Origin of the sequence: Chryseobacterium sp. Leaf405 (assembly GCF_001425355.1) — a bacterium.
Classification (GTDB): domain Bacteria; phylum Bacteroidota; class Bacteroidia; order Flavobacteriales; family Weeksellaceae; genus Chryseobacterium.
Window position 1 is genome coordinate 129901 of the sequence record NZ_LMQN01000016.1, and the last position, 23639, is coordinate 153539.

Here is a 23639-nt window from a genome sequence, read left to right on the forward strand (position 1 = left end):
AAAAATCTAACCAATTGTTTTAACAATTAAATATTTTCAGTCTTTTTAGATTTTATATTAAAATTAATGAGAAATTGCTTTTACAGCTTTTGTGAAAATTTCAACTGATTTTTCCATTTCGTCAAAATTTAAATTTCCGAATCCTAAACGCATTGCGGTAAGATCTTTATTTTGATATAATAAAGTTTTCGGAATAAATAAATTATTCTGAGCACAATTCTTTGAAAGTTGCATCAAATTGACAGGGATTTTCCATTCTGTCCAAATTGCCAGTCCGCCCGAAGGTTTTTCAAAATGTAAAAAATTCCCTAAATTATCTTCAATCAACTGAATAAAATAATCCCGCCTTTCCTGATAGATTTTCAATGATTTTTTTAAATAACGGTTAATTTCTCCTTCCGCAATCATTTCACCTAAAACGTGTTCCATTAAAATATCGCCTTGCCGGTCAATAATTCCAAGATATTTTCGCATTTCGATCATCAGATTTTCGGGAGCAACTATAAATCCTGTTCTAAAACCTGGTGCTAAAGATTTTCCAAAAGATCCCATGTAAATGACCATTCCATTCGTATCGGCACTTGCCAGTGGAAGGATAGGGCTTTTATCATAATGAAAATCGTAGTCGTAATCATCTTCCAAAATAATAAATCCGAATTCGTTGGCGAGATTCAATAATTCCAATCGTCGTTGTGCACTTAAAGTTACGGTTGTGGGATAATGATGATGCGGTGTTAGATACAACATTCTGATTTTTTGTTTTTGACAGATTTTTCTTACTTCATCTACATTAATTCCTTCATTATCAATAGGAATTGTAACAATATTTACTCCTGTTTTTTGGAAAATCATATTAACAGAAAAATAACTCAGAGAACCAATCAAAACAGTATCACCCGGATTCAATAGAATTTCAGAAACAATATAGATGCTCATTTCCGTACTACGGGTGATGAGTAAATTATCATTTGAAATCGCTAATCCTCTTGATAAATTTAAGTATTGAGAAAGGTTTTTCTTGAAAAATTCGCTTCCATCGTGATTGTAGTATCCAATTTTATGAGCTTTCCTTTTTAAAGCAGAGCTGTAAAGTCTTGATTGCTGATCAATCTGAGTTAAACGAATATCTGGAGATCCATCATTAAAAACAAATTCACAGTTTGAATGTTCAAAAGGATTATCTAAAATATTTGATTTTTTAAAAGTAAAACCTGTAGTTTTTGGATAATTTTTAAGTTTCTCTTTATTAAAATTATTAAAAGCAATTAGCTTTTCATCATTTTTTCCAATAATGAAGGTTCCTTTATTAGGTACACTTTCTACCCAACCTTGTGCAAAAAGTTCATCGTAAACTGCTACAATCGTATTTCTGTGAACTTCTAAAATTTGACTTAAAGACCGTGTTCCAGGCAGTTTAACTCCAAAAGGAAGATAACCTCTCTGAATAGAATTAATCAATTGATTCGTAATCTGCATAAAAATAGCAAGATCCGAATCTCTGTCGATTTTAATAAAACTTTTATAAGGAATATCAACCGGACTATTCATAATATAAAAACTGGTACCAATGAACCATCCGGCAATATACTACTTTTGAAACAAAACAAAAAAGAATGGAATTCTACGATCTTTTAGAAAAAATAGTTCAACATAATGAAATCCACGCCAAATGGTTGAACACACTTTCTTTCATGGAAAATGCAGGAGCTAGGAAAATATCTGCCTGCGAACATCCTACGAAAGTAAGTTTGATACAACTAAAACATGCAACAGAAGAGCATCGTCATGCTTTTTATCTGAAAAAACAAATTGGGAAAATTGATTCAGAATTTTGTAAAACATATGAAAAGGATGAACTTTTGGCTTCAATGGCGACTCGACAATATCTTAATTCTCTTGACATTAAAGCCTGTAAATATCTTCTGGAAATATTTCGGCTGAAAAAAGAAGAACTAAAATATGCGGCCTATCTTTTTGTTACGTATGCAATTGAAGTTCGTGCCGATGAATTATATCCAATTTATCAGGAAATCCTCACAAAAACATCTTCAAAAATCATGGTAAAGTCAATCATTTTGGAAGAAGAAGGACATTTGGAAGAAATGATTCATCAATTGAATGAATTTTCTGAAGATTGGAAAGTTCATGCAGGAGTTATCATAAACATTGAGCAAAACTTGTACAAAGAATGGATTCTTGCAATTTCTAAGGAAATTTTAGAATTAAAATATGCTTAATAATTTTAACCATTTTAGTGAAAAATTAGAAAAAAGACAGAGGGAAGGGACATTAAGAATTTTAATGCCAAAACAAGAAGGAATAGATTTTTATTCTAATGATTATTTGGGATTAGCAAGAAATAAAAAGTTTCAGAATCTATTGGTAAAACAGGTTTTGAAAAATCCTGAATTACTGTCAGGAAGTACCGGATCAAGATTAATAAGTGGAAACAGTTCTGCTGTTATTGAAACGGAAGATTTCATTGCAAAAGAGCATCAATATGAATCAGCTTTGCTTTTTTCTTCTGGGTATAATGCTAATTTGGCTTTGTTTTCCACACTTCCGACCCGTCATGATGTGATTATTGTGGATGACCAGATTCACCGATCCGTTCATGATGCCTGCAAATTGTCTCATGCGAAAAAATTGAAGTTTGAACATAATAACCCTGGACATTTAGAAGATGTTTTAAAAAGACAAAATGGACAATGCTATGTAGCAATAGAAAGTTTGTATTCTATGGATGGAGATGTTGCCGATATTCATGAAATTGTAAAAATAACAGAAAAATATAAAGCGGGACTTATTGTTGATGAAGCACACGCTTTTGGTGTTTTTGGATATGGTTTAATTGATCAATTTAATTTGCAGGAAAAAGTTTTAGCTACAGTTCTCGCTTACGGAAAAGCTCTGGGAACGCACGGTGCAGCAATTGTTACCAATGATGTCATAAAATCTTACTTAATCAATTTTGCATCTCCATTTATCTATACCACTTCAGCGCATGATTTTCTTTGGATGAGCATTAAAAAAGGATATTATTTTTTAAGGGAAAATTGTGAATTATCAAACGAATTACAGAAAAATATTAAAATTTTTCGGAAACAGAATTTGAAAAGTCCGTCTTCTGAAAACAGTCCAATTCAATCCATTTTAATTCCCGACAATCATCAATTGAGAATGTTAAAAGAAGCTTTATTGAATAAAGGATTTCTGACGTATGCTGTTTTTAGTCCGACTGTAAAAGAAGGAACAGAAAGATTGAGGATTTGCCTGCATAGTTTTAATACGGAAGAAGAAATTTTAGAATTGACAAAAATTATTAAAGAATTTATATGAAATTATTCATAACCGGAATCGGAACTGAAGTTGGAAAAACAGTTTGTTCGGCTATTTTAACGAAATTTTTTAATGCAGATTACTGGAAACCCGTTCAGTCGGGAGATTTACATTTTTCAGATCGTATGAAAATCAAAGATTGGGTTGGTGAAAATGTAGTCTGTCATTCTGAAACCTATTGTTTTGAATTAGCCGCTTCTCCACATCAGTCTGCTTTTGAAGAAAATGTTTTAATTGATTTAAACACATTTAAGCTTCCTCAAACTCAAAATAATTTAATCATAGAAGGAGCAGGAGGGTTGATGGTTCCACTAAATGATAAAGATTTTATGATTGATTTAATTGAACAATTAAACATTCCTGTGGCTTTGGTTGTCCGAAATTATCTAGGCTGTATCAATCACACTTTATTATCAATTTTAGCTTTAAACCAAAAGAAAATAAAACTACAATACTTAATTCTTAATGGAAATTTTCCATACGATACGGAAAGAATCATTTGTAAAAATATTCCATTTGAAACCAAAATTATTAGAATTCCTGATATTGAAAATATAACAATGGAAAATATAGAAAATGTTGTTAAAAAATTAAAAGAAATAAAATAATGAATAAAAAAAATCAACTCAGAAATAATTGGACAAAGGAAGAGATTGAGGAAATTTATAATCTTCCGCTTCTTGAATTAATATATAAAGCTGCAACTGTTCACCGTGAATGGCATAATCCTGACGAAGTTCAGATGTCTACTTTACTGTCAATAAAAACCGGCGGCTGCCCCGAAGATTGTTCGTATTGCGGACAGGCGGCGCGTTATCATACCAATATCAAAGTTCAGGCTTTACTGCCAACCGAGGAAGTAATTAAACATGCGCAAAAAGCAAAAGACAATGGTTCTTCAAGATTCTGCATGGCCGCTGCGTGGAGGGAAGTCCGTAACAATCGTGATTTCGACCGTGTAATTGATATGGTCAAAGGCGTGAATAACCTTGGAATGGAAGTTTGCTGTACATTGGGAATGCTGACTGAGGAACAGGCAATTCGTCTTCAGGAAGCGGGTTTGTACGCTTACAACCACAATTTGGATACCTCGGAACAATATTACGAAGAAATTATATCAACAAGAACTTTTGATAACAGAATTAATACCATCAATAATGTAAGAAATGCTGGAATCACAGTGTGTTCAGGCGGAATTATTGGTCTTGGGGAAACTCATGGAGACAGAATTTCTATGCTTTTAACCCTATCAACGATGCCAAAACATCCCGAATCGGTTCCTATCAATGCCTTGGCAAGAGTTGCGGGAACTCCGCTTGAGGATAACGAGAAAACAAATACCTGGGAAATGGTGAGAATGATTGCAACGGCTAGGATTATCATGCCTTCATCGATGGTTCGTCTGAGTGCGGGAAGAATTGAAATGAGTGAATTTGAGCAAGCTTGGTGCTTTATGGCCGGAGCCAATTCAATCTTTACAGGAGAAAGAGAAACTCTTTTAGTGACGCCAAATCCTGGAGTTTCTGAAGATATGCAATTGTTGAAGACTTTAGGATTAAAACCAATGAAAAATAGAACTGAAAAATTAATGAATCAGTTTGAAAATTGGAGTGCTAACGTTTAGTTTTTTAATTATGAATTTACAACAGCGTGACAGAGCGGTCAATTGGCATCCTTATACCCAAATGAAAACGGCTGGAGATGCAATTCCGATTGTAAGGGGCAAAGGAATTTATCTTTTTGACGATGTGGGAAACAAATATCTCGATGCAGTTTCTTCGTGGTGGGTAACGATTCACGGTCATGCGCATCCTTATATTGCCCAACGGGTTTTTGAGCAGTTAAATACGTTAGAACAGGTTATTTTTGCGGGATTTACACATGAACCTGCCATTCAGCTTTCTGAAAATCTTTTAAAACTTTTGCCCGAAAATCAAGAGAAGGTTTTTTATTCGGATAATGGCTCTACAGCGGTGGAAGTTTCTTTGAAAATGTGTATTCAATATTGGTCTAATCAGGAGAAAGAGAAAAAGAAAATCCTTGCATTTAAAAATGCATATCACGGAGATACCTTCGGAGCGATGTCTGTGAGTGGGAGGAGTGTATGGACAAAACCTTTCGGAGAAATGCTTTTTGAAGTGATCTTTATTGATACGCCAACTTCTGAAAATCTGGAAAGTTTAAAATCAATTATTAAAGATCATTCGGCAGAAATAGCTTGCTTTATATATGAGCCATTGGTTCAGGGCGCAGCAGGAATGTTGATGCACGAGCCTGAAGATTTGTCTGAATTAATGAAATTTTGCCGAGAACAGAATATTTTACTGATTCAGGATGAAGTTTTTACGGGTTTTGGAAGAACAGGAAAACTGTTTGCCGCCAATTATCTTACAGAAAAACCGGATATCATGTGTTTTTCAAAAGGTTTGACAGGCGGAACAATGCCGATGGGAATTACCACTTCTTCTAATGAAATCTTCAGTGCATTTTTGTCTGATGATAAATATAAAACGCTATTTCACGGGCATTCTTTTACAGCAAATCCATTAGCCTGTACGGCAGCTTTGGCAAGTATGGAACTTTTGCTAAAAGAGGAAACTTTACATCAAATTGATTTAATCAACGAAAAACATTCACAATTTGCTGATATGTTAAAAAAAGATGCTTTGGTTGAAAATGTTCGTCAGATCGGGACAATTTTAGCATTTGATTTTAAAACTGAAAATGGAACTTCTTATTTTAATAATATTGGAAAGCTTCTGTATGAAGAATTTCTGAAGAGAGGAATTATCATGCGACCTTTGGGAAATGTAATGTATCTCGTTCCGCCTTATTGCATTACCTCTGAGGAATTAGATTTTATTTATCAGAATATTGTGGAAGTTTTGAGTAAGTTTAAAATTTAGTTTTTAAAATATTAATAGTAAAACTTAATTTAGCAAAAATCGTATACATTGAAAATATGCAATTAGAAACAGAAAGATTATTACTCAGAGATATTACTATTGACGATAAACAGGCGATTTTCGATTATCGGTCAGATGTGGAAACCAATAAATTTCAAAGCTGGATTCCTGAAACACTGGAAGATGTTGAAAGTTTTATTCAGAGAAATAATAAAGAATTTAATCAACCCGAAAGTTGGTATCAGGTTTTGATTACCAATAGACAAACGAAAGCCGTAATTGGAGATATCGGAATTCATTTTTTCGGAATTGAAAATCTTCAGGTTGAATTAGGGATTACGCTAAACAAGAATTTTCACGGGAAAGGTTTTGCTTCAGAAGCTTTAAATCGTGTTGTCGATTTCTTATTTAATGATTTGAAGAAGCATAGAATCATGACTTCCATTGATCCCGATAATGTTGACTCTATGAATTTAATGGAAAGAATTGGTTTCCGGAAAGAAGGACATTTCGTAAAAAGTTTATTCTGGAAAAACAATTGGGTAGATGATGTAATTTATGCATTGCTTCAGGAAGATTGGGTTAAAAATAAACGCTTTATGTAAAGCGTTTATTTTTTTTAAATTTTCAGTAAAACAGAAGATTAAAGAAAAAATATTTTCGATAGCGGTATTTTTCTTGGCGTATTTTTTGGATTTCGGATAATAAATAATTTTATGTTATCCATATTTCTATTAAAATTAGACTGGAAAGAATTATTAATGGGGCAGGAAGAATGGTCTTTTATTCTGGAAATCATTCTTCGTACCATTATTATGTTTTTTACGATTATTATAGGACTCAGAATATTGGGGAAAAGGGGAGTGAAACAGCTTTCTTTATTCGAACTGGTCGTAATTATCGGCTTGGGTTCTGCCGCCGGTGATCCTATGTTTAACAAAGATGTGGGAATCGTTTCTTCGATTATCGTTTTTATGGTAATCATTCTTTTATACACAATCGTTACTTATTGTATTGGGCAAAGTAAAAAGTTCGAAAAATTAGTGGAAGGCAAATCGATTTGTCTGATAGAAAACGGAGAATTTTCTATAGAGAATTTTAAAAAAGAAAATCTGGGGAGTGATGAATTTTTCGCTGAATTGAGATTGAAAGGAATTTCGCAGTTAGGTCAGATTGAACAAGCAATTGAAGAAATCTCAGGCGAGATAAGTGTCTTCTTTTATGAAGATGAAAAAGTAAAATATGGATTGTCCATCATGCCGGGATCTTTGGAAAATCCATTTAAAAATATTAGCAAAGAAGGATTTTACGCCTGTACGTTTTGTGGTCATACTGAAAAAAAGGAATTAGGAATTACTGATTTTTGTCCGAAATGCGGAAAAAATGAATGGGTACCAGCGAGTAATAAAAAGAGAGTAACATAAAAAAAAGGCTCCCGAAGGAGCCTAAAAAAACACAAATGATGAAAAAAAATTATTTCGAGCTACAAATATACTGATTATCTCAGTAAAATATTGTAGATGATATTAATTTTATATTGTTTTAGTCAAATTTTTATCCTGCATTTACTTCCTGTGATGAGGTAAAAATACCTAACGCCAGTAACGTCAAAACACCAACTGCAAAATATCGTATTACTACATTTCCAATATTCTTGGAAACTTCGACTGTTCCTGATTTTCTTTTACATAAAGAAACCGGATTAATATCTGTTTTCATCTCTAAAATGAAACAATTTTCAGACCATTTTTTTCATTTTCCGTTTAATTTTATGATAAATTATAGGATATCAGACTTTCGTTTTTTATAAATTATAAATTAAATTATTCATAACAATTTCAATATTATGATCTTAATCATAAATGTAATTCATAAATACTATTTAGATTTGATAATATTAAAGGCAATAATCCATATTAGCTTTACGTTTTTGAAAACAATGTCCCTCATTTTTGAGGGATTTTTCATTGATAAGAATGTTTGAATTTGTAGATATTATTTAATAAAAGATCCCCTTCTGAAAATCAGAAGAGGATCACAACTAAAAATTAAGAAATTATCTTAGACAATAAACAAATTAGCTATCGTCTCAGCTTCACTTCCTGTTAAGATTTCATCGTAAGCTGCAGATCCTGCTGCTGCCCCGAATGCATTTCCTGTATTAAATCCTGCCTGGTTTAGATTGCCTTCACCGTTATAAACAGGGTTGGTTGCAGCAGGCATATTTCCGCCATCTGCCAATTCTATCCAGCCTTTATTGGCTCTCATTCTTCTTACCTGAGAAGCGTGTCTTGCTTCTACAGAGTGTATTTGTAACGCTGCCTGCAAAACAGCTTTATTAGACATTACATTACCCGCCTGACCTTTATAAGCTCTTACTCCTGTATCTTCAAAAGCCTGAGAAAGAGTCAAAAATTGATTGTAATCAGAGAATGGTGCAAAATTTCCTCCAGCGGTAAAGTCAAAAGTAGGTTTTGCTCCCGGAGCAACGCCTAAAGATGTTAATGTAGCTTTTAAAAAGGCAACATGTGCAGTTTCATGTTTTGAAATCTGCATAAACACTGCTTTATCTGAATTAGGAATTAATCCCGCAGTAGTAAGTCCTTTTGTATAATATTCATCTTCCAGATACTCGAGAACCAATGCCAATTGCAGTGCATCTGTTAAAGCACTTTTAAAATAAGTTCCTGAAACAGTCTTATCAGTGGTTTCTGCTTTTGCAGTAGACATCATTGTTCCTAGTCCTAACGGTATTGCAGCAACTGCGGCTTTTTTACCGAATGAAGAAATATTGGTAAGCGTTTCTAATCTTGACGTTTCTGTAGTAAAGAATTTATCATCAGAAAGTTTATCTAGTAATTTAAGAATGTTCATAATGTAATTTTTTGAAGTGAATAATTAACCGATTCCCTGTTCTTTCCAAGTGAAAGGTGTTTTAAAAAATCCTCCGGCTGCTGTTACGACGTCTTTAGGCTCTTTGGCAAGATCTAATCCGTTTGCGTTAATCACATCATCTCCGGAAAAAGCTGCTGTTCCCGGATTGATTAAATTTCTGATAGCTGAAGCATGTCTTGCCTCTACAGAAACAATTTTGCCGGCAATTACCAGATAATCAGGATTGGTAATGTATTTCCCAGCTCCGTTATACGCTGCAACACCTGTATCTTCTAAAGCTTTTGCCGTAGCAAGAACAGAATTTCTATCGTTAAAATTCACATTTGGATATTGAAATTCTAAGGTTGGTAACACATTAGAAGTAGCTCCGCTGATGGCCGCTTTAAAGAAATCACGGTGAATAACTTCATGATGATAAAGATCTGTGAAAAGTTCTTTCTCTGCAGTTGAAATTCCCGAATAGAAGTTATTAACTACTTTAGTATAAAAATCGGCTTCCAATTGTTCTAATGCATAAGCATAGTTCAAAACTCCGACATCGCCCATCCCAAGGTCAAAAACCTTATTGTCTACGAATTCAAAGTTATCGTCATCACAACCAACCAGTGTAAGTCCGGCCATTGCCAAACCGATACCGCCCAGTTTCAAAAAATTTCTTCTGCTTGTATCCAGAGTTGCTCCCTGGTTAGAAACATTAATTTTGTTTTTCATAATATTATTTTTAATGTTTGGGTTATGTTAAGAGAAAAAGAACAGCATAAAGATTATGCTGTTCAAAAACTAATAAACCTTACGGCATCAAAACCGTATCGATTACATGAATCACACCATTCGACTGATTTACATCAGCTATTGTTACTTTTGCGTCGTTGCCTTTCGCATCTCTTACGTATAGATCTTTTCCTTTTGTCCAGAAAGTTAATTGCTCACCTTCCACAGTTTTCATCATTGCTTTTCCGCCATTTGCTTTTACAGCCGCCCAAACATCTTTAGAACTGAATTTTCCGGGAAGAACGTGATAGGTTAAAATCTTAGTTAGCATAGCCTTGTTTTCAGGTTTTACCAGATTTTCTACTGTTCCTTTAGGAAGTTTTGCAAATGCAGCGTCTGTAGGAGCAAAAACAGTGAAAGGTCCTTTACCTTCTAATGTTTCTACCAAACCTGCTGCTTTTACTGCTGCTACCAAAGTTTTGTGATCTTTAGAATTTACAGCATTCTCAATTATATTTTTAGAAGGGTACATGGCAGCACCGCCAACCATTACTGTTTTTTCTTTCATACTTTGTGCTGTTACCGTTCCGCTGAAAGCAAATGATAAAGCAACCATTCCTAACATTGTGATTTTTGATCTTGTATTCATTTTTTTGATTTTTTAGTTATTGAATTATTTGATGTTGTTCTTAAACTCATTTACGAACTTGGTTTTCATTTAGATTTAAAATTTTGAATATTTTTTATAAGTCGTTTAAAATCAGAGTCTTAATTTTTAATATTTTCAATAAAATCTTTTATTGAATTCAAAAAATGTTGAAAAACGAATTAGTTCTTGAACATTATATACCAAAAACTGTTATTTAATTAATATTTAAAATATCAGCTGAGATTATTTTGATATCTGTTTTATTTTATTATATTTGAAAAGAAAAACATTCGTTATTAAAACAAATTATTCGGAAGAGCAACTTATCGTTTTATTGAAAGAGAAAAACGAAACCGGTTTTCATCATTTGTATGATAACTATTCCGGTGCACTGTATGGTGTAATTATTCGAATCGTTCAGTCAAAAGAATATACGGAAGAAATTATTCAGGATGTTTTTGTTAAAATTTGGAATTCTATCCAACAATATGATTCATCAAAAGGTAGATTTTATACCTGGATGATCAATATCGCCAGAAATACAGCAATCGATTATTTGAAATCTAAAAGTTTCCAAAACGAATTAAAAAACCAACCGCTTCCAGATTTCGTATATAACACTACAGAACTTTCAACGACCAATAATTCATCAGATTATATAGGATTTAATAATGTGCTTGAAAGTCTGGAGGCAGACAAGCAGGAACTTATTAATCTTGCTTATTATCAGGGATATACTCAAAATGAAATATCCGATAAACTGAAGATACCGCTTGGAACGGTGAAAACGAAGATGCGGAATGCGTTAATGAAATTAAAGGATTTATTAAAAGATTATCAATAAATTGAACACTAAAGAATACATATCATCCGGAATTATAGAATCTTATATTCTAGGTTTTGCTTCTCCTGAGGAGGCAGGGATTCTGGAGTGTGTGATGAAGAACAACGCAGAAGTAAAAGCTGCTTTTGAAGAGGCGCAGAAAACGTTGGAGGATTTGGCAACTGCTCAGGCTGTAACGCCTCCAAACGATTTAAAATCAAAGATTTGGAGTAAAATTCAGCAGGAAGAAATTGTTGAAGAAGTAAAACCTGTGGTTTCTACAGATATTCCAGCTGCCAAACCACAGGAAGAGATCAGGATTCAGGGAAACAGCAACTGGAAAGTGTATGCAATGGCAGCTTCAGTTTTATTTTTAGTAAGTGTTGCAGGAAATTTATTCTGGATGAATAAACAGTCTGAAACCAAGCAGGAAATAGCAAAAATGCAGACCGAAAAGAAATCTCAGGATCTGGCAATGCAGAAAATGAACCAGAAAATGAACATGGTTTCTAATCCTGATATGAAAATGGTAATGCTAAAAGGCGTAGAAAAACATACTGATTCTAAAGCAATGGTTTTCTGGGATAAAAATACAAAAGAAGTTTATCTTAATGCTGAAAGTTTGCCGAAAGCTCCGGAAGGAATGCAATATCAATTATGGGCAATTGCAGACGGAAAACCTGTAAGCGCAGGAATGTATACGGAAGACAAAGACAGTAAAGTTGCATTATCTAATATCCCAAATGCTCAGGCCTTTGCCATTACATTAGAAAAACAAGGCGGAAGCCCTGTTCCTACGATGGAAAATATGTACGTAATGGGTACAACTTAATTGAATTTTCACATTTAAAATATAAAGATCAGTTTTTTAAGCTGATCTTTTTTTATAATTATTTTTTTGATCGTTGAGTATTTGTTCCTGTATTCTTTTTCGGTTGAAGTACTAATCTGATAGATGGATTATTGGTGATAAATAATCGTAACCAATTAAATGCCAATCGAATTTTACTACCAAATCCAACCAATGGAATAATGTGAATGAACAGCCAGGTAAGCCACGCAGGAAAACCTTTAAAAGAAAATTTAGGTAAATCTACCACAGCATTAAATTTTGAAATAATTGCCATACTTCCTTTATCATTATACTTAAAAGCTTTTAATTCCTGGTTTTTATCCATGCGTTTAAAATTTTCACCCAAATTTTTTGCATGCTGAATTGCCACCTGAGCCAATTGAGGATGACCTTTCGGATATTTTTCTTCTGTAAGCTGTAATGCAATGTCACCTAATGCATAAATATTTTGCGTTCCGTTTACCTTGTTGTAAGCATCTACTAATAATCTTCTTCCTTTACCAATACTTTCTTCAGGAATTCCTTTAACTTCCCGACCGATTACTCCGGAAGTCCAGATCAATGTCTCTGTTTCTATTGATTTTCCGTCTGATAGAATCACTTTATTATCAACATAATCTTTTACGGAAACATTTAGAATAATTTTTACACCAAGCTTTTCTAATTTTTTATAAGCCGTTTCTTGAGCCATTTTACTCATCGGAGAAAGTAAAGTGGGCAAAGCATCAATTAAATATAGATTTGAAAGTCCGAGCTTGATTTCCGGATATTCTTTTTCTGCGATATGTCTTCCCATTTCCGCAAGCATTCCTGCCAATTCCACTCCAGTTGGTCCGCCGCCGGCAATGACAACATTCTGTAACTTTTGTGCTTCTTTAATATCATGATTTCTGGCAGCTTCTTCAAGAGTCAACAACATATAATTTCTCAAATAAAGCGCTTCATCAATAGTTTTCATAGGAAGTGCACATTTCTGAACATTTTCCATTCCGAAAAAATTAGATTCCGTACCTAAAGCCATTACCAGATAATCATATGTAATAATTCCGGTATCGGTTTCAATAAAGTTTTCTTCAGGAACAACTTTTAGGAAATCTCCCATGTGATAACTTACATTTTTATCATTTGCAAACATTTTTCTGAAAGGATAACTGATATTGGAAGCCTGTATAAAAGAAGTAGCCACCTGATAGATAAGCGGTGGAAAAAAATGATAATTGTTCTTATCAACCAAAGTTATTCTGAATCTTTTATCGTTTACCAAAGATTTTACCAGATTAATTCCGGCAAAACCTCCACCAACGATGACGATATGTTTTTTCATATTTTGATATTGTGATGGTGATATAATGGCTTCAATAATAAAGCCAAAAGAATTAAATAGGGTATCAAATATCTGTATTAATGTAATGAAAATAGACATTTTGATTTTAATTATTCTCAGCCTGCATGATGTTTGCTTTTACATTTAAACCAAATTCTAAATAGTATAATATGAAAACAGACATTTTAACAGAAAAACACAAACTTGGATTAGGTGGAGTAGCCATCGGAACAGCTTTCGATACACTAACGGATGGAGATTCTTATGAAGTTTTGCAAAAAGCATGGGATTTAGGAATCAGATATTATGACACATCGCCTTGGTATGGATTAACAAAAAGTGAAAGAAGATTCGGAAATTTTTTACATGGTCAAAATAGAGACGAATTTATATTTTCAACAAAAGTAGGACGTTTATTTGTAGAAGTTCCAGAAAATGAAGTTCCGCCAACCATGTGGAAAGCACCACTACATTATGATTTTGAACATAATTATACCGCAGATGCCATCAAAAGATCTATTGAAGAAAGTCTGGAAAGATCAAGATTGAGTCATATTGATATTGTTTACGTTCATGATTTATCAGAAGATCAGGTAGGTGATCGTTATCCTTATTTTCTGAAACAGGCTAGGGAAGGAGCTTTCAAAGTTTTATCAGAATTGAGAGATCAGGGAGTTATCAAAGCCTGGGGAATGGGAGTCAATAAAATCGAACCTATTTTGGATTGTATTGATTCTGCCGATCCTGATATTTGCCTTTCTGCTACGCAATATTCTATTCTGGAACATGAAGATGCAGTCGACAGATTACTTCCTGCCGTAAAAAAAGCGGGCGTAAAGTTAGTTTCAGGAGCGGGCTATAATTCAGGGTTTATTAATGGTAGACCGAGGTATAATTATAAAGATGTAATTCCAAAAGGAATGACTGAGAAACGTGATAAAATCAATGAAATTGCGAAAAGATACAATACTAATATTGTTCATGCCGCGCTTCAGTTTGTATTGGCAGCAGATGAATTTGCCGCAATAATTCCGGGAGCAAGCAAATCTGAACAAGTGGAGGACAATGTAAAAGCTTTAAACGAAAAAATTTCTGCAGATTTTTGGAAAGAACTTAAATCGGAAGGGTTAATTTATGAAAAAGCGCAAATCCCAATTTAATTTCATCTTATAAAGTACACTAAAAACCTTTCATTTTGGGAGGTTTTTTATTTTACTTCAAAAAATATGAAAAAAATTCAGAATGAGTGTATTTTGTTTTTCTATATCACTAAAATTACAGTTATATTTGTTCGCTTAAAATTTAAAAGCAATAAAAGTTTTAATAATAACAAATAATTATAAAAAAATGAAAAAATTAATTACAGTGTTTTCTGTTGCGGCAGGACTTTTTCTGACTTCAAACCTTATTAATGCACAGCAAAAAATCGGTCACGTAAATTCTGACGAGATTTTTGCAAATCTTCCTGAAGCCAAGACAGCAGAAGGTACATTAGACGCTTTTACAAAATCTAAGCAAGGAGAAATAGAAAAATTGATCACAAGCTATCAAACTAAACTGAAAGCTGCTCAGGATAAAGAAAAAACAATCAGTGAAGCAAACAAAGAAACGGTAATTAAGGAACTGACAGCTGCTCAAACTGAATTGCAGACTTTAGGTAAAGATATAGAGGGAGCACGTACAAAAGCTGCTCAGGAGGTTTCTAAGAAGCAGTCTGAATTATTCACACCTATTCAGAAAAAAGTAAGTGCTATGATTTCTACAGTAGCGAAAGAAAAAGGATTGGCTTATGTATTTGATGTTGCTTCTTCACAAGGGAATAGTCAAATTGCTTATTTAGATGGAGGAGAAGATATTACACCAACTGTAAAATCTAAATTAGGAGCTACGGGAACAGCTACCAAACCTGCAGGAAAATAATTTTTGAACTTATCGTTTAAACAAAATATCCGGAAACTAGTTTCCGGATTTTTTATTTCGTGCTACACAAAATAATTAAACGCAAAAAACCGGAAATTAAGAATGTATATTTTCCCATTTCCGGTTTCTATTTTTTTATTCTTCTAAATTAATCCAACGGTTTTCGACCCGTAATAATATTATAAAGTACCACTACAATCGCAATGATTAATAAAACGTGAACTAAATAACCTGTGCTCATTCCAGGGACAACGCCCAAAATACCTAAAAGCCATACTACAATACAAATGACTGCGACTAACCATAATATACTTCTCATAATTAAAAATTTTTGTGTGATTCTATAACTAAATAGCATATACTGTGCCTTTTTTGTAAAATTTGAAAATTTTTATTTATTTGATGTAAGGTATAATTCTTGTACAATTTCTTTACACCACAAAATTTTTATTATGAAAAATCAAGAAGAAGTATCTGTCTTAAATGACTTATTGCACGTTATGAACGACCGAATTGAAGGATTTGAAAAAGTTGAAGGTAAAATCTGGGAAGGTTATCCTGATGTAAAACCAGAATACGCAAAAATAATTTCCTTATCAAAAGTGATGAAAAATGAATTAATTAATCTTATCACTGAAAACGGAGAAAAAGCAAGTGACACAAGCTCTGTCTCTGGAGCAATTCACAGAACATGGATTGATATTAAAAATTCTTTTACCATTGGAAATACTGAAGAATCTACATTGGAAAATGTTATTTTCGGTGAAAAAGCTGCCGCTGAAGCTTACCAAAATGGAATTGACAGTGGAAAATTATCTCAAGACAGTCTGGATATTGTTTCTGAACATTTAAAAAACATTAAAGATTCTTATCATCAGTTTAAAAGAATCAGTGAATATAAAAGCAAAAATTAGTTTTAAATACAATCCCATTAAAAAAACATCTTTTATAATTGAAAGATGTTTTTTTTATTAAAGTATTTAATTTAAGATATCATTTCTTTTGTTGTTATTCCCGGTTGTGCATAGTTCATCATTTCCTTCAAAGTATAAACAACTGCTTCACTTACTTTGTGCATTCCGATGTACTCTGATTCGTTTGTAATTGACATAATTCTAATTTGTTACAAAAAAAAGAATAAAAACACTTTTTGATTAATGTAATAAAATGACTAATAAATTTGATTATATTTCAATAAAAACTGAATACGGCAAGCAATTTGCATCGGAAAATCTGAATTTACAACCAAATCACAAAATATTTATTATGAAAATGAGAATCTATCACGCAATGATTGCTTCATCCTTATTTTTTGCAGGATGTTCAGACAATATTGATGAAAACCTGCCGGAAACAGACCAGGGAACAGGACTTCCACCTGTTGAAACGAATGCAGCAAACACCAATTATTCTCCTGCCTTTCCAGGACAAACGAGAGTAAATGGAGTAAAAACCGTTACACCATATCAGGTTACAAGCTTAGCAACATCGCTGTCTTCACCTTGGGGTATTACAAGTATGCCTGACGGAAGATTATTAATAACCCAAAAAGGAGGAACTATGCGAATTGCCACAAGCACTGGAACTTTAAGCAACGCAATTACGGGAATTCCTGCAGTTAATTCTTCAGGACAAGGAGGATTGTTAGGAGTATGTTTAGATCCTCAGTTTTCATCCAATCGTATGATTTACTGGGTTTTCTCTGAAAACGTGGCAGGTGGAAATCAAACTTCTGTAGCAAAAGGGAAATTATCAGCTTCAGAAACTGCTATTGAAAATGCAACAGTTATTTACAGAGCAAATCCATCAGCTAATGTTGGAACTTTACATTACGGAGGTCGTATTGTCTTTGATAATACTGGAAATCTTCTAGTAAGCACGGGTGAGAGATCTGATTTATCGACAAGACCGTTAGCGCAATCGGTTACTGCTGCTTTAGGAAAGATTTTAAGGATTACTAAAGATGGTACTCCTGCTGCGGGAAATCCTACTTTTACACAATCAGGAGCTTTGCCGGAATTGTATAGTATTGGACACCGAAATCCACAGGGCTTAGCAATTCACCCTGTAACAGGAGAATTATGGCAAAGTGAGCACGGACCGAGAGGTGGAGATGAAATCAACAGAGTGCAGGGAGGAGCTAATTATGGCTGGCCAACAATTACTTACGGAATTGAGTATAGCGGAGCAACTATCGGAGCCGGAATACAACAGCAAACCGGAATGCAGCAGCCCGCATATTATTGGGATCCAGTAATTTCACCAAGCGGAATTACTTTTTATAGAGGAAACAACATTCCCGAATGGCAAAACAATCTTTTTATAGCAGCGTTAAGTGGTAAGCATATTGCGAGATTGGTGATTCAAAATAATGTAGTAGTAGGTGAAGAAAGATTATTAGCCGATGAAAATCAACGTTTTAGAGATATTACACAAGGGACAGATAATGCATTGTATGCTGTAACAGATGAAGGAAGACTATATCGTATTAGAAAACAATAATGGAAAAATAGATCATTAAATAAATTATATTCCGCTCCGAAAAAGAGCGGATTTTTTGTTATAATTTTATATAATATTTGATAATCAATATATTATGAATCATGATTCAATTGTTTACGATCGAGTGGGATAGAAGCTCTATTTTCCTAAAGGCATATTCTCAAAAATATATAAATATTATTATTTAGATTTATAAAAACAGTAATAACCTAATTGCTAAACCTCTGTTTAATTGATTTTTAGAGCTGATTTAACGCAAAAAAATCAAATTAACATCCAGTTCTTAATAAGATGTGTGAATGCCTGAAATAAGAGACTTCATGGCTTTTTATTAAAATTTTAGAATTAATGAAAATAATAATTAATCACAAATAAATGAATTATATATTGTTTTATTAAAAATCTTCAGGAAAAATACCGGATGCATATCGCCAAACTTCAAGAATTTCTTCAAAAGGAATTTCATAAGGCTCATAAAAGGTATTGTCAGCAGAAACTGTGATTGAGTTTTTATTTTTTGCTTTAAGTCTTTTATAGGTAATTCCATCGTTTAAAGTCACGAAAACGTATGTATTTCCTGATTTTAAATCATTTATTCCCTCCATATATTTCCCGATGATAAAAGATCCGTTCTTGAATGGCGGCATAGAATCCCCGTCAGCAGGAAAAGCTCTGAACTTTCCGTTTTTCAGAAATGGTAGAGAAATTCTTTCCAGACCTTCAATAAATTCAGGATCACTATATCCTGTCAAATAGCCCATTGATGCTTTTTGAGAAACAATTTCAATACTTTCGTTTCCGTTTTGATCTACTACAACCGGCAACACAATTCTATTATCAGGGAGTTTCAGCATATCTTCCAATGGATATTTTGTTAAATCCACTGATAATAAAAGATCAATACTTACATGAAAAAATCTTGAAATTCTAATTAACACATCCATAGGAGGTTTTGACCTTCCGTTTTCATAAGAACTATATCGTGATGGTGTTATGGTAATCTGCTCAGACAATTTGCGTTGGGTTTTACCTAATTTACCTCGCAAAAGTCTGATGTTATCTGAAAAAATTGACATTATTTAATATTAGAATTGCAAAAATACAAATTGTTTAAACGACACTGACAATTTTAGTATGAAAAAACAAGCTTCATTGTGGATAAATAAATGATTTATAACTAAAACGAAAGTCTTGAATGAAACTGTTTTGAAAATGAAAAATACACTCTATTTAACATAATATAAATTATAGGATTTTATTTTCAAAAATAGAAGTGCGCTTTCTAATGCCTGAGATTCCGCTATAAGATTTCGATTCAGGGAAAATTAAGTACATCTCAATTTCTAATAAAAACTTTTGCGTAATTCATCAACTTAATTTAATTTGTAAGGATCAATTCAGCACGAAAATTATATTTCCTAAAATTAATTACAGACAAAAAAATTATATGGCAGAAAATAAATTAACATCCGAACAAAACAAAGAAATTTTGCAAATCTTAAAAAATCGTTTTGAGCAAAATATGAATCGTCATAGAGATTTGCAATGGTCTGATATTCAATTGAGATTAGAAAAAAATCCTTCTAAAATTTGGTCATTAAATGAAATGGAAAAAACTGATGGTGAACCCGATATTGTTGGTTATGATACTGAATCTGATGAATATATATTTTTTGACTGCTCTTCCGAAAGCCCAAAACGGAGAAGTCTTTGTTATGACTATCCTGCCTGGGAATCCAGAAAAGCAAACAAACCGGAAAGTAATGCTATCGACAGAGCTTCAGAAATGGGAATAGAAATTTTAACTGAAGAACAATATTGCAAGCTACAGGAAATGGGAACATTTGATTTAAAAACGTCTAGTTGGATAAAAACTCCTCCTCATATAAGAGAATTGGGAGGTGCAATCTTCTGCGATAGACGTTATAATAATGTTTTCACGTATCATAACGGAGCAGATTCCTATTATGCCGCAAGAGGTTTTCGTGGATGCTTGAAAGTCTGATCATTAAAAATACTATTGATAATTTAGCACAATAGAAATTGAATTTAACATAAAACCAAGAATATGAAAAAGTTAATCTTATTAAGTTCGTTATCACTTTTTTTAATGAACTGTAATAAAAAGACAGAAACTCCAACTGCAAAAGTTGATACAGATTCAGCTGAAACTACTGAAAAAGTGATTGATACATTAGGCGCAAAATCCTTTTGCTACATGGGAGTGACGGGAAAAGATACCGTTTTTGTAACCATTGATGATAATTTGGGAACAATTACCGGGAAAATGGCAACCAAAAATAGCGAAAAAGACAGCAATAAAGGTGATTTAACGGGTATTAAATCCGGTGATACACTTAAACTTACTTACGAGTTTGCTGCAGAAGGCACAACCGGAAATAAAAATGATATCTATTTCCTACAAACAAAAGATGGTTTAAGTGAAGGAATTGGTGAAAGGGATAAAGAAACCGGAACAAAGTATGCAGACGAAAATAAAATAAAATACACAGGAGGAAATAATTTAAAAATTGCTGATTGTAAACTTGTTACAAAAGGGTTAAAATAAACTTTAATTATTCTCTTTTATTGAAATAATTTGCATGGTATTTAATAACATCAAAGAAAATACTTCAGAAAAATTATAATATTCAAAAGTAAAAAAACAGCCTGATAATAGGCTGTTTTTATTTTATTTATAATTCTTTTTTAATGATTTGAATAAAATTATTCACCGGTTCGTCACCTGTATTCCAGGAAGTGATCAAGCGAATAGCCGAAAAATTTTCATCAATTTTCTTCCATACATAAAATTCAAATTCTTCTGATAATTTTTCAATTAAATCATTTGTTATAATTGGGAAAATCTGATTGGTATATGTATCAGAAAGGAACTGCACTCCCCTTTCTTGCATCGCATTTTTAATTTTCATCGCCTGTTGATTGGCTTGTTTTGCCAAATCAAAATACAGATCATTTTTCATCAATTCCAAAAACTGAATTCCTAAAAGCCTCCCTTTAGCCAACAATGCTCCTTTTTGCTTGATATTGAAAGCAAAATGCTGTTGAAGTTCCTGATTATTAATAACAATAGCTTCTCCAATTAATGCTCCGTTTTTAGTTCCGCCTAAATAAAAAACATCTGTCAATTCGGCGACTTTTTCTAATGTCAGATCACTGATTTCTGAAGTCAAACCATGACCTAATCTCGCTCCATCCATAAAAAGATAAAGATTATTTTCTTTGCAAAATTGAGATAATTCTTCCAATTCTTTCAAAGTATAAATTGTTCCCAATTCTGTAGAATTTGAGATATAAACCAACTTCGGCATCACTTGGTGCGGAACATTTCTATGACTTTCTAACACAGGAATAATGTCTTCAGGTGTCAATTTTCCGTCTTCCTTTTCTATACTTAGAATTTTGTGTCCCGTTGCTTCAATGGCTCCGGTTTCATTATTTAAAATATGTCCTGTTGAAGCAGAAATTGCACATTGATATGGTCTCAAAATTGAAGAAATAACAATTAAATTTGCCTGCGTCCCTCCCGAAACAAAATAAATTTCCGAGTTAGAGTTTTTAATCTTTTCTTTGATCAATTCTTTAGCTTGTAAAGAATATTGATCTTCTCCGTAACCTGCCTGTTGATCAAGATTATGCCGTAAAAGTGCCTTTAAAATATTAGGATGACAACCTTCCGAATAATCGTTTTTGAATGAAAATTTCATTGTGTAAAATTAAAAAAAGTTCATTTAACATCCATTAATAATTAATAATATTTTGTTAGATTTGTAATGAAAATCATCTAACATTTTGAGAACAACATTAACAGAAGAAAATTATCTGAAGGCTTTGTTTCACTTAGTTGACAATGAAGGAAAAGTTACGATTAACGAATTGAGCAAATTTTTAAATGTAAAAATGCCGAGCGTTAACAATATGATGAAGAAATTCGCAGACAAAAGCTGGGTTATTTATGAAACTTATAAACCATTGATTGTCACAGAAAAAGGAAAACGAGAAGCCGCTTTGGTGGTTAGAAAACACAGACTTACCGAAATGTTTTTAGTGAAAAAAATGAATTTCGGTTGGGAAAATGTACACGAAATCGCAGAGCAGCTGGAGCACGTACACTCTACTATTTTCTTTGATAAAATGGATGAAATTCTTGATCACCCAAAATTTGATCCGCACGGAGAACCAATTCCCGACAAAGACGGAAATATTATTGCCCAGGATTTGCAAAGATTAAGCAATTGCACCGTCGGTGAAACTGTTATTTTTGCTTCTGTAACGCTTTCTGATGATGCTTTTTTGAATTATCTAACGGAAAGAAAATTGCTTCTGAATACTAAAATCAAAATTATTAAAATCGAAAATTTTGACAAATCTATAACCGTTGAAGTATCTGGAAAACAGGAAGTTTTGAGTAGGAAAGCGACTGAGAAAATATTGGTTAAGAAATAATTTCTAACTATTAAGATATTGAAGCATCTGAATTTAAATTATTTTAAACTATTTTTCAAAATTTCAGAAACTTTTTCAATTTCTTCTGTGGTATTGAAATAATGTGGCGACAATCTTACAATTCCATGAATATTTTTATTTGTAAAATCAATTAAAGCAGAATTTTTATACGTTGCAGAAAAATATACATTATTTTCTTTCAAAACTTTTTGAATATTTTCAAGATCTCCATCCGGACCGGAAAAAGTAATGATACTGCTCAGATTATTTCCTAAATCCCAAACTTGGAAGCCGCTATTTCTAAGATTTTGTCTTAATTTCTGTGATAATTCTCTATTATAATGTTCAATATTATCTAAACCAATATCATTTGCATACTGTAAAGCTTTTGTGAAACCAAGCAACGAAGCATAAGAAATTTCCCAATGCTCGAATCTTTTTGCGGTTTTAAACAATTCATAATCATTATATTCTGTCCAATTTGCTCCTCTCATATCCAATAATAAAGGCGCATGATTCTGTTCTAAAATTTTATCTGAAACATATAAAAATCCAGTTCCTCTTGGTCCTCGCATGAATTTTCTTCCTGTTGCGGTAAGGAAATCACAACCAATTTTTTCAACATCAACAACCATTTGACCAACAGACTGACAGGCATCTACCAAATATAAAATATTGTACTGCTTACATATTTTTCCGACAGCTTCTACATTTTGAATCAATCCCGAATTGGTAGGAATATGTGTGACAGCGACTAATTTTGGATCATATAGCTTAATAAAGTTTTCCAAATCTTCCAAATCTAATTCGTTATCTGAAAGATTTTTCGTTCTTATGACTTTTACATTTAATTTTTTCTGTAGCGAAATAAATGTGATCTGATTGGAAATATAATCATCTACAGTCGTAATAATTACATCTCCTTCTTCGAAAATAATACTCGACAAAGCCTTGGCAAATGCTTCAGTTGCGCTGGTTGCAAAAGCAATATTGGAAGGTTTACAGTTGATTAATCTTGCCGTTTCATTATAAAATTGTTCCAATAATTCTGCATTTCTATTGGCAACTTCATATCCACCGAATTGTTCTTCCTGATGTAAATAATCAACCATTGAATCTACTACAATGCTTGGCATTAATGAAGAACCTGCATTATTTAGAAATATTTTCCCATCTGATAACCCTCTGATGTCTTGTCTTATTATATCTGTATTCATTTTTATCTGATTTACTTAATTTTCACTAAACAA

Annotated in this window: 27 protein-coding genes; 16 read left to right on the plus strand and 11 right to left on the minus strand. The window is 32.8% G+C overall.

Annotation, left to right across the window (positions count from 1 at the left end):
- Positions 1-63: 63 nt before the first annotated feature.
- Positions 64-1548: a PLP-dependent aminotransferase family protein gene (locus tag ASG22_RS16475; protein ID WP_055987101.1), complete on the minus strand. Its 1485-nt coding sequence runs from the start codon at positions 1546-1548 to the stop codon at positions 64-66.
- Between the two features lie 65 nt (positions 1549-1613).
- Here ASG22_RS16475 and ASG22_RS16480 point away from each other — a divergent pair, with 65 nt between their 5' ends.
- The 7 genes from ASG22_RS16480 (at position 1614) to ASG22_RS16510 (ending at position 7669) form a co-directional block, all read left to right on the plus strand.
- The gene (locus tag ASG22_RS16480; RefSeq protein ID WP_055987103.1) at positions 1614-2237 is read left to right on the plus strand and encodes a hypothetical protein; all 624 of its coding nucleotides are present in this window, start codon (positions 1614-1616) and stop codon (positions 2235-2237) included.
- Positions 2230-3339, plus strand: a complete 1110-nt coding sequence (locus tag ASG22_RS16485; protein ID WP_055987105.1) for an aminotransferase class I/II-fold pyridoxal phosphate-dependent enzyme — start codon at positions 2230-2232, stop codon at positions 3337-3339. The genes ASG22_RS16480 and ASG22_RS16485 overlap by 8 nt, the downstream gene beginning before the upstream one ends.
- The gene (gene bioD, locus ASG22_RS16490) at positions 3336-3947 is read left to right on the plus strand and encodes a dethiobiotin synthase (protein WP_055987106.1); all 612 of its coding nucleotides are present in this window, start codon (positions 3336-3338) and stop codon (positions 3945-3947) included. The genes ASG22_RS16485 and bioD overlap by 4 nt, the downstream gene beginning before the upstream one ends.
- The gene (bioB, locus tag ASG22_RS16495; RefSeq protein ID WP_055987107.1) at positions 3947-4963 is read left to right on the plus strand and encodes a biotin synthase BioB; all 1017 of its coding nucleotides are present in this window, start codon (positions 3947-3949) and stop codon (positions 4961-4963) included. The genes bioD and bioB overlap by 1 nt, the downstream gene beginning before the upstream one ends.
- 10 nt (positions 4964-4973) lie before the next feature.
- Complete coding sequence (bioA, locus tag ASG22_RS16500) at positions 4974-6245, plus strand: adenosylmethionine--8-amino-7-oxononanoate transaminase (protein ID WP_055987108.1); 1272 nt, start codon at positions 4974-4976, stop codon at positions 6243-6245.
- Positions 6246-6301: 56 nt separating this feature from the next.
- Positions 6302-6850 (plus strand): GNAT family N-acetyltransferase, encoded by a 549-nt coding sequence (locus ASG22_RS16505; RefSeq protein ID WP_055987109.1) that lies wholly within the window; start codon positions 6302-6304, stop codon positions 6848-6850.
- A 111-nt stretch (positions 6851-6961) separates the two neighbouring features.
- Entirely contained in the window at positions 6962-7669 is a 708-nt protein-coding gene (locus tag ASG22_RS16510) for a DUF421 domain-containing protein (protein ID WP_082505034.1), read from the plus strand.
- Between the two features lie 130 nt (positions 7670-7799).
- Here the strand turns inward: ASG22_RS16510 and ASG22_RS21025 are convergent, their stop codons facing one another.
- From ASG22_RS21025 to ASG22_RS16525, 4 genes are all read right to left on the minus strand, one after another.
- Positions 7800-7964 carry a hypothetical protein gene (locus ASG22_RS21025; protein WP_157844726.1) on the minus strand — a complete coding sequence of 55 codons (165 nt, stop codon included), beginning with the start codon at positions 7962-7964 and terminating at the stop codon, positions 7800-7802.
- Positions 7965-8306: 342 nt separating this feature from the next.
- Positions 8307-9119 (minus strand): ferritin-like domain-containing protein, encoded by an 813-nt coding sequence (locus ASG22_RS16515; protein ID WP_055987111.1) that lies wholly within the window; start codon positions 9117-9119, stop codon positions 8307-8309.
- A gap of 24 nt (positions 9120-9143) precedes the next feature.
- Positions 9144-9851, minus strand: coding sequence for a ferritin-like domain-containing protein (locus tag ASG22_RS16520; RefSeq protein WP_055987113.1), 708 nt, complete (start codon positions 9849-9851; stop codon positions 9144-9146).
- 79 nt (positions 9852-9930) lie between these two features.
- Positions 9931-10500 carry a fasciclin domain-containing protein gene (locus ASG22_RS16525; protein ID WP_055987115.1) on the minus strand — a complete coding sequence of 190 codons (570 nt, stop codon included), beginning with the start codon at positions 10498-10500 and terminating at the stop codon, positions 9931-9933.
- 274 nt (positions 10501-10774) lie between these two features.
- Here ASG22_RS16525 and ASG22_RS16530 point away from each other — a divergent pair, with 274 nt between their 5' ends.
- The gene (locus ASG22_RS16530) at positions 10775-11344 is read left to right on the plus strand and encodes an RNA polymerase sigma factor (protein WP_238586939.1); all 570 of its coding nucleotides are present in this window, start codon (positions 10775-10777) and stop codon (positions 11342-11344) included.
- A gap of 1 nt (position 11345) precedes the next feature.
- Positions 11346-12155 carry an anti-sigma factor domain-containing protein gene (locus ASG22_RS16535; protein WP_055987117.1) on the plus strand — a complete coding sequence of 270 codons (810 nt, stop codon included), beginning with the start codon at positions 11346-11348 and terminating at the stop codon, positions 12153-12155.
- 58 nt (positions 12156-12213) lie between these two features.
- On the opposite strand, the gene ASG22_RS16540 is transcribed toward ASG22_RS16535, so the two are convergent.
- Complete coding sequence (locus ASG22_RS16540; protein ID WP_055987118.1) at positions 12214-13500, minus strand: NAD(P)/FAD-dependent oxidoreductase; 1287 nt, start codon at positions 13498-13500, stop codon at positions 12214-12216.
- Between the two features lie 170 nt (positions 13501-13670).
- On the opposite strand from ASG22_RS16540, the gene ASG22_RS16545 reads away from it, so the two are divergent.
- Together ASG22_RS16545 and ASG22_RS16550 are read left to right on the plus strand one after the other, a co-directional pair.
- Positions 13671-14660: an aldo/keto reductase gene (locus ASG22_RS16545; protein ID WP_055987119.1), complete on the plus strand. Its 990-nt coding sequence runs from the start codon at positions 13671-13673 to the stop codon at positions 14658-14660.
- Positions 14661-14847: 187 nt separating this feature from the next.
- The gene (locus tag ASG22_RS16550) at positions 14848-15420 is read left to right on the plus strand and encodes an OmpH family outer membrane protein (protein WP_055987121.1); all 573 of its coding nucleotides are present in this window, start codon (positions 14848-14850) and stop codon (positions 15418-15420) included.
- A gap of 148 nt (positions 15421-15568) precedes the next feature.
- Here ASG22_RS16550 and ASG22_RS16555 read toward each other — a convergent pair whose 3' ends face one another.
- Positions 15569-15739 (minus strand): lmo0937 family membrane protein, encoded by a 171-nt coding sequence (locus tag ASG22_RS16555; protein ID WP_055987376.1) that lies wholly within the window; start codon positions 15737-15739, stop codon positions 15569-15571.
- A 133-nt stretch (positions 15740-15872) separates the two neighbouring features.
- Between ASG22_RS16555 and ASG22_RS16560 the strand changes: the two genes are divergently transcribed.
- Complete coding sequence (locus tag ASG22_RS16560; protein WP_055987122.1) at positions 15873-16334, plus strand: PA2169 family four-helix-bundle protein; 462 nt, start codon at positions 15873-15875, stop codon at positions 16332-16334.
- A gap of 71 nt (positions 16335-16405) precedes the next feature.
- Here ASG22_RS16560 and ASG22_RS21505 read toward each other — a convergent pair whose 3' ends face one another.
- Positions 16406-16531 carry a hypothetical protein gene (locus ASG22_RS21505; protein ID WP_262483959.1) on the minus strand — a complete coding sequence of 42 codons (126 nt, stop codon included), beginning with the start codon at positions 16529-16531 and terminating at the stop codon, positions 16406-16408.
- A gap of 155 nt (positions 16532-16686) precedes the next feature.
- Here ASG22_RS21505 and ASG22_RS16565 point away from each other — a divergent pair, with 155 nt between their 5' ends.
- Positions 16687-17922: a PQQ-dependent sugar dehydrogenase gene (locus tag ASG22_RS16565; RefSeq protein WP_055987378.1), complete on the plus strand. Its 1236-nt coding sequence runs from the start codon at positions 16687-16689 to the stop codon at positions 17920-17922.
- 395 nt (positions 17923-18317) lie between these two features.
- Here the strand turns inward: ASG22_RS16565 and ASG22_RS16570 are convergent, their stop codons facing one another.
- Positions 18318-18998 (minus strand): XRE family transcriptional regulator, encoded by a 681-nt coding sequence (locus ASG22_RS16570; protein WP_082505036.1) that lies wholly within the window; start codon positions 18996-18998, stop codon positions 18318-18320.
- 371 nt (positions 18999-19369) lie between these two features.
- Here ASG22_RS16570 and ASG22_RS16575 point away from each other — a divergent pair, with 371 nt between their 5' ends.
- Both ASG22_RS16575 and ASG22_RS16580 read left to right on the plus strand, forming a co-directional pair.
- Positions 19370-19927 (plus strand): DUF4256 domain-containing protein, encoded by a 558-nt coding sequence (locus ASG22_RS16575; RefSeq protein ID WP_055987124.1) that lies wholly within the window; start codon positions 19370-19372, stop codon positions 19925-19927.
- 63 nt (positions 19928-19990) lie between these two features.
- Positions 19991-20491 carry a hypothetical protein gene (locus ASG22_RS16580; protein WP_055987126.1) on the plus strand — a complete coding sequence of 167 codons (501 nt, stop codon included), beginning with the start codon at positions 19991-19993 and terminating at the stop codon, positions 20489-20491.
- Between the two features lie 127 nt (positions 20492-20618).
- Here the strand turns inward: ASG22_RS16580 and ASG22_RS16585 are convergent, their stop codons facing one another.
- Positions 20619-21650 (minus strand): threonine aldolase family protein, encoded by a 1032-nt coding sequence (locus ASG22_RS16585; RefSeq protein WP_055987128.1) that lies wholly within the window; start codon positions 21648-21650, stop codon positions 20619-20621.
- Positions 21651-21735: 85 nt separating this feature from the next.
- Between ASG22_RS16585 and ASG22_RS16590 the strand changes: the two genes are divergently transcribed.
- On the plus strand, positions 21736-22389 hold the full coding sequence (locus ASG22_RS16590) for a metal-dependent transcriptional regulator (protein WP_055987130.1): 654 nt from the start codon (positions 21736-21738) through the stop codon (positions 22387-22389).
- Positions 22390-22427: 38 nt separating this feature from the next.
- On the opposite strand, the gene ASG22_RS16595 is transcribed toward ASG22_RS16590, so the two are convergent.
- Positions 22428-23606 carry an aminotransferase class V-fold PLP-dependent enzyme gene (locus ASG22_RS16595; RefSeq protein WP_055987132.1) on the minus strand — a complete coding sequence of 393 codons (1179 nt, stop codon included), beginning with the start codon at positions 23604-23606 and terminating at the stop codon, positions 22428-22430.
- Between the last annotated feature and the right edge of the window lie 33 nt (positions 23607-23639).